The sequence below is a fragment of the [Clostridium] citroniae WAL-17108 genome, assembly GCF_000233455.1.
Classification (GTDB): Bacteria; Bacillota; Clostridia; order Lachnospirales; family Lachnospiraceae; genus Enterocloster; species Enterocloster citroniae.
In genome coordinates this window covers 167,807-180,424 of record NZ_JH376423.1, presented here as the reverse complement: position 1 = coordinate 180,424, position 12,618 = coordinate 167,807, and the positions used below count along the sequence as shown (strand labels likewise).

Here is a 12,618-nt window from a genome sequence, read left to right as displayed (position 1 = left end):
TCCTCCTTCTAAATTAATCCGGAAAATCCGAAAAATGCGATTGCCATAAGACCTGAGGTAATCAGAACAATAGGTGACCCCTGGAATGAATATGGTACGTCATTATGCTCAATCTTCTCGCGGACACCAGCTAACATGACAATAGCAATGGTAAAACCAACGGAGATACCCACACCGTTTACAACGCTCTGTACAAAGTTATAGGACTTCTGCACATTAGTAAGAGCCACGCCCAGAACCGCACAGTTGGTGGTGATCAGAGGCAGGTATACGCCCAGCGCCTCATACAGGGACGGCATGGATTTCTTTAAAAACATCTCCACAAACTGAACCAGTGCTGCAATTACCAGGATAAAGACAATGGTCTGGAGATATTCCAGGTGCAGGTTTACAAGGATACCTGTATACACCAGGCTGGTCACAGCGGATGCAATGGTAATAACGAAAATAACTGCTGCACCCATACCGGCTGAGGTTTCCACCTTTTTTGAAACACCGAGGAATGGACAAAGTCCTAAAAACTGGCTCAAAACAACGTTATTAACCAGAGCGGAACCAATGGCAATTAATAATAATTCTTTCATCTATCCACCCTCCTAATTTTCTTTTTTGGAAGTAGCTGCTTTTAACTCTGCTTCCTTCTTTGCTAACGCTTCCTTCTTTGCCGCCAGTGCCTTTTCCTCCGCCTGGCGCTTCCTGGTCTCAAGCACTTCGTGGTTGGACATACAGGAGGAACCGGAACACTCCATACAGTTGCCGCCGCATGCCAGCCTGGATTTTGGAACCGATCCATTGGTGGCAGAAGGCGCTTTGAACTTGTTCTGAAGGGCGGTCAGGATCGCCAGCACAAAGAATGCGCCGGGGGCCAGTACAAAGATGGCAATGTGGTAATCCTCAGGAATGACCACGTTTCCGAATATTGCGCCGGAACCTAAGATCTCACGGACTATGCCGATACAGGTAAGGGCAATGGTAAAGCCCAGGCCCATGCCGATACCGTCAAAGGTGGATACCAGCGGTCCGTTCTTGGATGCATAGGACTCAGCGCGGCCAAGGATGATACAGTTAACCACGATCAGGGGAATGTAGATACCCAGCGCGGAGTAAAGGCTGGGCACATATGCCTGAAGCAGCAGCTGTACAATGGTAACCAATGAAGCCACGATCACAATGTATGCGGGAATACGCACACGGTCCGGAATGATCTTACGAAGGGCTGCAATGATCATGTTGGAAAACAGTAAAACCACGGTTGTGGAAAGTCCCATACCAAGGCCGTTGATAGCTGATGTGGTTACGGCCAGGGTCGGACACATACCAAGCATCAGGACGAAGGTAGGGTTTTCTTTCACAATACCGTTATATAAACGCTCTGAACAGTTATTCATTATCCCACCTCCTATTCGTTCACGCAGTTGTGCAGATAGTATAATGCTGCATTGACCGCGTTGGTTGTTGCGCTTGAGGTAATGGTAGCGCCGCTGATCGCATTGATCTGGGTGTCATCTGCATTACCTGACTTTGTTACACTTAAGGATTGCGCATTCTTGCCTGTAAACTGGTCCTTGAATGCGGGTTCCTTTGCCTTAAGGCCCAGGCCTGGCGTATCGTTGATCTCCAGGAATTCGATCCCTGTGATGGTGCCGTCCTCCTTAAGACCCACAGACAGCTTTACAGCACCGCCGTAGCTGTCATTGGAAAGGGAGGTGATGACATAGCCAAGTTCATTGCCGCTGCCGTCCACTGCCTTTAACACGTTCTCCACTGCCACGCCTCCGAAATCCATACCGGCCAGGTCTGCATTGCAGCCCTCAATGGCGGCCGTAAGGGCATCATCTGACTCAAAGGTCTCAGCCTCGTTAAACACTGCCTTGTATGCCTTGTTGTTGGCGGCAATGGTTGCCTGGGCAATGGGCTCTTTTGTCACCTGGTACACTCCGCCCAGAAGACAGCCTGACACCAGGGTTATAACAAAGAGGATCACCGCGTCTTTCATAAATCCTGCTTTACTCATAATTACTTGCCCTCCTTTCCAAATGCCTTGGGAAGGGTCACCTTTTCAATCAGCGGAACCAGGATATTGCTGATGATGATCGCATAGGACACGCCCTCTGCGGAACCGCCGAAGATACGGAACAGTCCGGTCAGAACGCCCAGGAGGATGCCGAATACAATCTGTCCCTTTGGCGTAATGGGGCTGGTCACATAGTCAGTGGCCATGAAAAATGCACCAAAGATAAGTCCGCCGCCGCACAGGTGGGCCAGGATATAGTTCACATCAAATCCATGACCGCCAAACAGCGCTGCGAAAACAACAACCGTAAGTATGTAGGTTCCCGGAATGCGGATGGAGATCACCTTCTTAAACAGCAGATAGGCAGCTCCTACCAGCAGGGCGATCACAGATACCTCGCCGATGGTTCCCGGAATGTTACCAATGAACATGGCAGGGATATCCACCTCACCGCCGCTCTTAAGCACTGCCAGAGGGGTTGCTCCGGAAATACCGTCAAAACCGCTGTAGCTGAAATTGGTCATCTTTCCTGCAAAAGAGATCAGCAGGAAACATCTTGCTGCCAGCGCCGGGTTCATGAAGTTCTGTCCAAGGCCGCCATACAGCTGCTTTACCACAATAATTGCAAAGATACCGCCCAGAGCCGGGATCCATACCGGAATCTCCGGCGGCATGTTCAGCGCCAGGATCATTCCTGTTACAAGGGCGCTGCAGTCGCTTAAGGTGCATGGCTTGTGCATCAGCTTTTCATATACGTACTCGCTGAGCATACAGGCCGCAACCGTTACAATCAATACCAACAATGCATGTAAGCCGAAATGATACACACCAAACGCAGATGCAGGCAACATGGCGATGGCCACATCCAGCATGATGCTGTGGGTGGTCTCATGGCTTCTCACATGCGGGGATGATGATACATTTAATAATTTACTCATTTCCTATGTCCCCTCCTACCCTTTCTTCCTGCGGTTTGCCGCAACCGTCTTGCGCATTTCCTTAAATGCCTGTGTAAGCGGACGCTTGGCCGGACAAATATACGTACAGCTTCCGCATTCCATACACTCCATACCGTTTAATTTTTCAAACGTTTCACAGTCATCGCGCAGGGCTGCCTGCATCATCATCACAGGTATGATATGGCTGGGACATACGCTGACGCATTTACCGCAGCGGATGCATGCTGAAGGCTCCATCTCTGCCACCTGGTCCTTTGTAAAACAGGTCAGTGCGGATGAAGTCTTGCTCACCGGTATATCCAGGCCAAACATTGCCTGTCCCATCATAGGGCCGCCGGAAATGATCTTCTCCGGCTCAGTCTTAAAACCGCCGGCCGCCTCTAACAGCTCCTGATAGTTGGTTCCCAGCTTCACATTAAAGTTCCTGGGATCAGCTACCGCATCGCCGGTCACGGTAATGATCTTGCGCATCAGCGGCGTGCATTTGCACACTGCCATATAAATTGCGATCACGGTATCAATATTATCCACAATACATCCCGCATCGGCAGGCAGCATGGAGGAATTGACCTTTCTTCCTGTGACCGCGTAGATCAGGGAACGCTCACCGCCCTGGGGATACTTTGTCTGCAATGGACATACGGTAATGCGCGGCTCGTCCTTTACCATCTCCGTCAGCTTTTTAATGGCCTCCGGTTTGTTGTTCTCAATGCCGATCACGCCCTTTGCATTGTCAAACAGCTGCAGGATGACCTTTAAGCCTCCTACGATCTTTTCCGGCTCCTCAAGCATCATGCGGTAATCGCTTGTAAGGTAAGGCTCGCACTCAGCGCCGTTTACAAGTATGTACTCAATGGCATTCTCGTCCTTTGGGGTCAGTTTCACATGCGTTGGGAAACCGGCTCCTCCAAGGCCTACGATACCTGCCTCCTTCACAATGCTTCGGATCTCTTCTTTGGAAAGGGCCGAAGGGTCCCTGTCTTCCCCTACTCCTTCAACCGTTTTATATTCCCCATCGTTTTCCACCACAATGGAGGGTACCATTGCTCCGTTCGCCATACGCCTCGGCTCAATGGCTTTCACCGTTCCTGATACAGAAGCAATTACATTGGCTGAAATAAAACCTCCCGCTTCTCCAATCTTCTGGCCTGCCAGTACATGGTCGCCCTTTGCCACAAGCGGTTTCGCAGGTGCACCGATATGCTGTGACATAGGATACACCAGGTCGCCCTTTGGCATCAGAACCTGTACCGGTTTGTTCTCTGACAGCTCTTTTCCCTCATACGGATGGATGCCGCCTATAAAAGTCGCCAAACCCATGGATTCTCTCCCTCTTTCTTTCATAATATTTCCTAGTGCCGCCCGGCGGCACAGTGCAGCCAGCAAAAAACCGGCATACGGGAGAAGCTGCCTGGTCCCCTCCCGAATACACCAGTTTAGTATAGCATAAATATACATTGTATACAATACAGAATTTAATCGTTATTTTTTTAATTTATATGTTAATTTCGTGGCAATTAATCCAGTTCTTTCATACCCGTATACAATTCGTAGTATCTTCCTTTGAGAGCCAGAAGTTCCTCATGATCTCCTCTTTCAATAATCTCCCCCTGTTCCAGGACCATGATGGCATTGGCGTTCCTGACCGTGGAAAGACGGTGGGCTATGACAAACGTGGTGCGGTCCGCCATGAGCCGGTCCATGCCGTGTTCAATGTGTTTCTCAGTCCTGGTATCCACGGAGCTGGTGGCCTCGTCCAGGATCAGCACCGGAGCTTTGGAAATGGCTGCCCTCGCAATATTAAGGAGCTGTCTCTGCCCCTGGCTTAAGTTGGCTCCGTCCCCCTCCAGCATGGTATCATATCCATGGGGAAGGCGCATGATAAAGGAGTGGGCCGAGGCGGTCCTGGCCGCCTGTATCACCTCATCATCTGTTGCGTCCAGCCTTCCGTACCGGATATTTTCCATCACCGTGCCTGTAAACAGATGGGTATCCTGAAGCACCATAGCGATATTCTGTCTCAGGCCGTCCCGGTTCATGCGGCGTATGTCCACCCCGTCAATGGTGATGACGCCTGACTGTATATCGTAGAAGCGGTTCAGAAGATTGGTTATGGTGGTCTTCCCCGCTCCCGTGGACCCCACAAAGGCGATCTTCTGGCCCGGTTTGGCGTACAGGCTTATATCCTTTAATATGGTCTTATCCGGGTCGTATCCGAATGTGACATGGTCCAGGATCACGTGGCCTACCATTGGATGCAGGGTCACCGCATCCTGGTCATCTGCCGGTTCCGGCTCCTCATCCATCACGGCAAAGACACGTTCCGCTCCCGCAAGGGCGGAGAATACATTGCTCACCTGCATGGAAATCTCGTTGATAGGCCTGGAGAACTGACGTGAAAAGTTCAGGAACACGGTAAGGCCTCCCACATCAAATCCCCTGAGCACACACAGCAGGCCGCCGATACAGGCTGTCAGGGAATAATTGATCTGGCTTAAGTTTCCCATGACCGGCCCCATGATGCCCCCGAAAAACTGGGCCCGGATCTGGTTGTTCCTCAGGTCCTGGTTCAGTATTTTAAATTCCTCTTTAGCCGCATCCTCATGGCAGAATACCTTGACCACCTTCTGCCCTGTAACCGTCTCCTCTATATATCCGTTCACAGCTCCCAGGGATGCCTGCTGGGCGGTAAAATACTTCTGGCTCCTTCCTGCCACCGCTCCTCCTGCCTTCATCATAATAGGTATCATAAGCACGGTGACAGCGGTCAGGATCAAATTGGTGTACAGCATCAGGGCCAGGGTTCCTATGATGCTCAGCGCACCGGAGAACAGCTGCACCAGCGTGCTGCTCAGCATCTGCCCTATGGTGTCCACATCATTGGTGAAACGGCTCATAAGGTCGCCGTTGGAATTGGTGTCGTAAAAGCGCACCGGCAGTCTCTGCAAGTTCCCAAACAGTTCATTGCGGATCTTCTGCAGTGCGTTCTGGGCCACGGTCAGCATAACCTTTGCCTGGGCATAGTTGGCGATCACGCCCACTATGAATACCAGCGCCAGCATGACCAGCGCCTTTGCAAGCCCTGCGGCATTCCCCGGGCTTCCGTCAGGCGGTGCGATAAATGTATTGATGATGGGCCTCAACATATAGGAGCCCGCCAGGGTGGCCACGGTATTTACAATGACACAGGCAAAAGCAAGGGTCATCTTGGCCTTGTCCTCATTCAGATAATGCATCAGACGCCTGATGGTCTGCCGGCTGTTCTTTGGCATTCCCTTGCCCACGGCCGCCATCCTGGCTCCTGGCCCGTGGCCCCCCATAGGCCCCTTTGCCGGACCGGAGGAGGGAGTGCGCCCATAGCGCCGTTTCAGGCTTTCGATTTTATGCTGTTGATTCATGATGCGCTCACCTCCTGTGTCTTTTCCCGGTCTCTCTGGGAATAGTAGATCTCCTGGTAAGCTTCGCAGTGTTCCAGCAGGTCCTTATGGCTACCCTGGCCAATGATCCGCCCGTCATCCAACACCAGGATCAGGTCGGATTCCTCCACGGAGCCAATGCGCTGTGCAATGATGATCTTTGTGGTATCCTTAAGGGTGGTCCGGAAACATTCCCTGATCTTAGCCTCTGTGGCCGTGTCAACGGCACTGGTGCTGTCATCCAGTATTAGGATCCTAGGCCGCTTTAACAGCGCCCTTGCAATGCACAGGCGCTGTTTCTGCCCGCCTGAGACATTGACGCCTCCCTGTCCCATATCCGTGTCATATCCATGGGTAAAGGATGTGACAAATCCATCGGCCTGGGCGCTTTGGGCCATGGCCCTGATCTCCTCCCTGGTGGCGTCCTCACTGCCCCAGCGCAGATTCTCCTCAATGGTGCCGGAGAACAGGACATTCTTCTGAAGGACCATGCCCACGCCCTCCCTGAGGTTCCGCAGGGAATACTCCCTTACATCCACGCCGTCCACCAGCACTTGTCCCCTGGTGGCGTCATAGAGGCGGGGTATCATCTGGACCAGGGTGGTCTTTCCGCTGCCCGTGGACCCGATGATCCCAAGGGTCTGACCCGGTTCAACGGTAAAGCTTACATCCTCCAGCACCAGCTCCTTCTCATTGTCCGAATAGCTGAAGTCCACATGTCTGAATTCCACCCGTCCCTCTGCGACCACCAGGTCCTTTCTGGAAGCCTGCTCATCTGTCAGGTCGATCCTGGTGTCCATCACCTCGCTTACACGCTTAACCGATGCCATGGCCCTGGAACTCTGTAAAAAGACCATGGACAGCATCATGAGGGACATGAGGATCTGCACAATATACGTGGTAAAGGCAGTCAGGTCCCCCACCGGCATGTCTCCCGCAATGATGATATTGCCCCCGTACCACACCACTGCCAGGGTTGTGATGTTCATGGCCAGCATCATCACGGGCATGGTGGCGATCACGATCTTCATGGCGCTTAAGCTGCTCTCCTTCAGGTCCTGGTTCATTTCCTTAAATTTGTTATATTCAAAATCCTCCCGCACAAAGGATTTGATCACGCGCACATTGGTCAGGGCTTCCTGGATGCCGGAATTTAACCGGTCCAGTTTCTTCTGCATAACGGTGAACCTTGGAAATGCAGTCCTGAGGATCAGCGCTATGGTCAGTGTAAGGAGGGGGATCACCACCAGGATGACCACGGCCAGCCTTGCATTCATGATAAACGCCATAATCAGGGCGCCCACAAACATTCCGGGGGCCCTGAGCATGAGACGCAGGCCCATCATGACCACGTTCTGTATCTGCTGTATGTCATTGGTCAGCCTGGTGACAAGGGAACCTGTGGAATAGCTGTCTATGTTCTTAAAGGAAAATTCCTGTACCTTTGCAAACAGGTCATCTCTCAGGTCACTTGTAAAGCAGATGGATGCCTTGGCTGAAAAGTAAGCCCCTCCGATCCCTCCCGCGGCCATCACAAAGGTGGTGAGTACCATCACGGCCCCCATGGACAGGATATACGGGAGATTCCTGTCAGCCACGCCGTGGTTGATGATCATTGACATGAGTTTTGGCAGCATGATCTCGCCAAATACTTCTGTCAGCATCAGAAGAGGCCCTATGATAAAAGCGCTGAGATAGGGCCGCATATATTTTTTATACCGCTTCACTTAATTGTCCTCTCTTTCATCTGGTATATGCTGTAAATTCTCATAGATCCGGTCCAGCAGTTCCCCCAGCACCTTCCTGTCATTCTCGGAAAATCCCTCAAACATGGAAAGTTCCATGCGCCGGAAAATGGAAACGCTGTCCTCCACCACCCGTTTTCCCTTTTCAGTGATGCATATCTGGTTACACCGGTTGTCATTCTGGTCCACCAGGCGGCTGATATAGCCTCCTCTTTCCAGCTTCTTAAGGGAAACCGCTATGGTGGCGCCGGATACTCCGTACATTCCGGCCAGCTCCTTCTGGGATACATTGGGATTCCTCGACACGTACATCAGTATCTGATGCTGGCTGCGGTAGACACCGGTTCCCTCCAGCTGGTGTTCCACCATGCTCCGGTGCAGCCTGGTCACCCGTATATACTTTTCAATGAGCCGGTGCTCCGGTGAATCAAAGGGCTCCCTGTATGTTGGTCTTTCCATCTTCCTTCCTCCTCCGTCAGGTGGTTACCTGGCCGATCATCCTCCGATTTGCTATTAGCCGGTTTATCATTAACCGGTTTACTATTAGCTGGTTTACTATTAGCTGGTTTATCATTAGTTAGCTAATTATTTGCATAGTATAACTCTGCGGAGAATAAAAATCAAGGGCCTTTTTCGCAAAAATCCCGGCGCCTTGAAGCAGACGCCGGGATCCCTATGGTTTTACCGTATAAAATTCGTTCTCTTTTTCTCAGTCTCCGGCTGGGGACATGATATCCCCGCCTTTTTACCTGCCTCTATGGACTGGAGCAGCCAGGCCATGTTACGGCCCAGGACACGCATAATCTGCATCCCCTCCTCGTCCTTTTTCACATCCTCCGGGCAGCTTCCGTGCACCATGTTCCAATACTGGGAGGATACCACCGGCATCTGGGAGATCATGAAATATTTATTCAGCTGGTCCAGGGTGGCCGTGGTGCCTGCCCGGCGGGCGGAGGCAACCGCTGCCCCGGGCTTATGCACAGCGTAAGCGCTGCCTGAATAAAAGAACCTGTCTAAGAATGAAGTGATGGCACCGCCCGCGGATGCGTAATGGACCGGCGAGCCCACCACCAGGCCATCGGATCCCTTCAGCTTCTCCACCGCCTCATTGACCTTGTCGTTGTTGTAAATGCATCTGCCCAGCTTAACGCAGGCCCCGCATCCCATGCAGCCGCGTACATCATCCCCGCCCACGTGCAGGATCTCCGTCTCAATCCCGGCTTTGTTCAGCTCTTTGGCCACTTCCGTCAATGCAGTGTAGGTACATCCCTTTTCATGAGGGCTTCCGTTTAACATTAATACTTTCATTCTTCTACCTCCTGGGTCACTATGTTCAGAATATCTTCCCTTGTCAGGCTTCCAAAACTCACCGTTCCCTCTGTGACGATCTGATCGGCCAGGTACTGTTTGGATTCCTGAAGTTTTAAGATGTTCTCTTCTATGGTATTTCTGGTAATCAGTTTATAGACCGTAACCTGTTTTTCCTGGCCGATCCTGTGGGTCCTGTCCGTGGCCTGGTTCTGGGCCGCCACATTCCACCAGGGGTCATAGTGGATCACAATGTCGGCCGCTGTCAGGTTAAGCCCCGTGCCGCCAGCCTTCAGGCTGATCAGGAACACGGGCACATCATCCCGCTGGAACTCTCCTACCATGCGGATGCGGTCCTCCTTGGAGGTGGAGCCGGTCAGTTTATGGCACTTGATGTCTTCTTTTAAAAGCCGTGCCTCGACCAGTTCCAGCATGGAGGTGAACTGTGAGAACAAAAGGATCTTATGCTCCCCGGAAACACCTCTGCGTATGAGATCCATACATGTCTCAAGCTTGGCCGATCCGTTTCTGTAGTTCTCATAACACAGCCTGGGATCGCAGCAGATCTGACGCAGGCGCATGAGTTCGGCCAGTATCTGGAGTTTGCCCTCCCCGGCCTGGGCAAATCCCCCTGACTCCAGTTTTTCCTTCAGCTGCACCGCATTGGCAGTGTACAGCTTTTTCTGCTCGTCCTCAAAGTTTGAGTACACTACCTGCTCCAGTTTTTCCGGCAGTTCCTTAAGCACATCCCGCTTTACCCTTCTTAACACGAACGGGCCGATGATGCGTCTGAGCCGCAGCAGGGCATCCTCATCCCCCTCCTTTACAATAGGGGTTTCATACTCTTTCTTAAAATACTGGCTTCCAAAAAGGAATCCCGGCATCAGGTAGTCAAAAATGCTCCAGAGTTCGCTGAGACGGTTCTCCACCGGAGTCCCTGTCAGCGCAAAGCGGGTCTTTACATCAATGGACTTTACCGCCTTGGCACTTTGGGTGGCGGCGTTCTTTATATACTGCGCTTCATCTATGACCTGGTACCTGAACCGTATCTCCTGATAACAGGCCATATCCCGCTTTAAAAGATCGTAGGAAGTGACAAGGACATTGAAGCGGTCCCGGGACCGGCTGACCGCCTTAAGCTTCTCCTCCCTTTCAGGCCCGTTTCCCACAATGGAAAGGACCTTAAGCTCCGGCGCGAATTTGCCGATCTCATGCTCCCAGTTATAGACCAGGGAAGCCGGGCACACGATCAGGGAGGGCTGCTGCTCTCCCCCTTCGTATGCGTCCTCCAAAAGGGTGATGATCTGAAGGGTTTTGCCCAGGCCCATGTCATCCGCCAGGATCCCGCCAAAGCCATAGCTGTCCAATGTCTTAAGCCAGCAATATCCAACCCGCTGATACTCCCTGAGGACCCCGCGCTGGGCTTTGGGCACCGGGTAGTCGCTGTCCTCCACGGACTTGATCCCCCTGACCATGGCTTTTAACAGCTGGTCACGGTAATAGGCAACCCCGGGACTTTCCTTTAGCAGATGGTCCAGGTACAGGGCCCTGTATGCGGGTAGCCTGAAGGTTCCCTTTTGCAGCTCCTTTTTGCTGAGCCCCAGGTCCGCTGCCATCTGGCTGACTGTAAAAAGACCGCCGTCCCCCAGCCTCAGGAACTGGCCGCTTTTAAGCCTGTAGTATTTCTTCTTCTGGCTGTAGGCCGCCAGGATCCTGGATAATTCCTCGCCCTTTAAGTCTCCCATGTCCACGGACAGCTCCAGCCACCCGGAGGACACGCCCACGCCCACACTCACCTTGGGGGAAGGAAGTATCTTCCACTCCCTCAGGCTTTCGGAGATGTAAACCTCCCCCATCAGGCGGAACTCTTCCATACCTGATTCCAGAAGCCGGTAAACCGCATCCTCGTCATCCCTGATCACCAGCTTCATGCCTTCCGGATCCTTATATTTAAAATACTTCTGGATCAGACGGCTGACCCTGCACTCTCCGGGCACGTCCCTGCATATGGTCTTGGGCAGGTTCTCGTCCTCCAGAGGATGGAAGGTATACTCCCCATAAGACAGGCTGGGTTCCAGGAGAAGTTCACCATGTTCCCCGGTGTCAAAACGGAAGGCGGCCCTCAGCGGTTCAGGCTCATAGTCGTTAAAATCCACATCCTCCAGCAGAAGACGGCTGTAAGGGCTTATATTCCTGATCACCCGTTCATAGAAAAGAGGGATATCCTTATTCCCGATGAGAACGCTCCTCTCCCCTTCCTTCTCAATCTGTTCCAAAAACGGTTCCATGCTGGTGGTAAACGCCTCGCTGCAGCAGTATATCCCATGCCCTGACACCACATAAAGATGACGCTCGCCTTTCAGACATGCGATCATACGGCATGGCCTTTGGTCCCTTCCGTCCGCCACCCCCTGAAACTCCACCTTCAGGCCGTCCCTCCCGTATTTTGATACTTTAAGGGCCATGACCGGGTCCGCGTCCAGCACATCCATCTTCACCTTGATCCCGCCCGGGATCTGTACTTCCAGTTCCTGCCCCATGACCATGGAAAAAAAGCGGTCCCTGTTCATACGGCTCAGGCCGATATCACGGACCGCCTTCTGGTTCTCCGTCACTCCCAGGAGAAGGGACAAAAGGCTTTGGCTCTCCTTTTCAAAGGCGGATTTCTGGTGGTGGAATCCCAAATCCTTTCCATACTCCACGTACGTGCCGTTCTCCACCGCTTCCCTGAAAGCGCTTAAATCCCGAAGGGCATAAAACCGGGTGATGCCGGCCTTAAATTCCAGACGGATATCCCTTGCGCTTATCACAAGAACGGGTACCAGCCTTACGCGGCCCACCTCATCCTCTGCCAGGATCTGCGCCACTTCCCGGTTGGTGTACTCACGGATCATGGTATGCGCCTGGTTGGAGGTGTGGACAGGAGGCTTTGAACCCTCCTCCTTCTGCTGCCTATAATATGCAAAAAGGGCCTCCCCATGGGCACACATGCCCTTATAAGAATTGCCCTTTGCACAGGAGCAAGAGTAATCCTTCACACGGCCACTCCCCAGATATAAAGTTACATTATATGTCTTGCCCTGGTCTTCCACCAGGCCTTTTACACCAGCCTCTCCTTTCCAGAAGCTGCTGGCGTTCATCCTGATAATCTTCATTGGACTGATGCTCCCTTTCGG

At 52.4% G+C, this 12,618-nt stretch carries 10 protein-coding genes; all 10 read right to left on the bottom strand.

What is annotated here, in order from left to right:
• Positions 1 to 8 precede the first annotated feature (8 nt).
• Entirely contained in the window at positions 9 to 584 is a 576-nt protein-coding gene (gene rsxA, locus HMPREF9469_RS16035) for an electron transport complex subunit RsxA (RefSeq protein WP_007863721.1), read from the bottom strand.
• A gap of 12 nt (positions 585 to 596) precedes the next feature.
• Complete coding sequence (gene rsxE, locus HMPREF9469_RS16030; RefSeq protein ID WP_007863720.1) at positions 597 to 1,388, bottom strand: electron transport complex subunit RsxE; 792 nt, start codon at positions 1,386 to 1,388, stop codon at positions 597 to 599.
• An 11-nt stretch (positions 1,389 to 1,399) separates the two neighbouring features.
• A complete protein-coding gene (locus HMPREF9469_RS16025) occupies positions 1,400 to 2,014 on the bottom strand; it encodes an RnfABCDGE type electron transport complex subunit G (RefSeq protein ID WP_007863719.1) in 615 nt (204 codons plus the stop codon).
• 2 nt (positions 2,015 to 2,016) lie between these two features.
• Positions 2,017 to 2,952 (bottom strand): RnfABCDGE type electron transport complex subunit D, encoded by a 936-nt coding sequence (locus HMPREF9469_RS16020; RefSeq protein ID WP_007863718.1) that lies wholly within the window; start codon positions 2,950 to 2,952, stop codon positions 2,017 to 2,019.
• Positions 2,953 to 2,967: 15 nt separating this feature from the next.
• Complete coding sequence (rsxC, locus tag HMPREF9469_RS16015) at positions 2,968 to 4,293, bottom strand: electron transport complex subunit RsxC (RefSeq protein WP_007863717.1); 1,326 nt, start codon at positions 4,291 to 4,293, stop codon at positions 2,968 to 2,970.
• Between the two features lie 197 nt (positions 4,294 to 4,490).
• Positions 4,491 to 6,371: an ABC transporter ATP-binding protein gene (locus HMPREF9469_RS16010; RefSeq protein WP_007863716.1), complete on the bottom strand. Its 1,881-nt coding sequence runs from the start codon at positions 6,369 to 6,371 to the stop codon at positions 4,491 to 4,493.
• A complete protein-coding gene (locus HMPREF9469_RS16005; protein WP_007863715.1) occupies positions 6,368 to 8,116 on the bottom strand; it encodes an ABC transporter ATP-binding protein in 1,749 nt (582 codons plus the stop codon). Before HMPREF9469_RS16005 ends, HMPREF9469_RS16010 begins: the two co-directional genes overlap by 4 nt.
• Complete coding sequence (locus HMPREF9469_RS16000) at positions 8,117 to 8,593, bottom strand: MarR family winged helix-turn-helix transcriptional regulator (protein ID WP_007863713.1); 477 nt, start codon at positions 8,591 to 8,593, stop codon at positions 8,117 to 8,119.
• A gap of 222 nt (positions 8,594 to 8,815) precedes the next feature.
• Entirely contained in the window at positions 8,816 to 9,442 is a 627-nt protein-coding gene (locus HMPREF9469_RS15995) for a flavodoxin family protein (protein WP_007863711.1), read from the bottom strand.
• Positions 9,439 to 12,597, bottom strand: a complete 3,159-nt coding sequence (locus HMPREF9469_RS15990; RefSeq protein ID WP_007863709.1) for a DEAD/DEAH box helicase — start codon at positions 12,595 to 12,597, stop codon at positions 9,439 to 9,441. The genes HMPREF9469_RS15995 and HMPREF9469_RS15990 overlap by 4 nt, the downstream gene beginning before the upstream one ends.
• Positions 12,598 to 12,618: the final 21 nt, after the last annotated feature.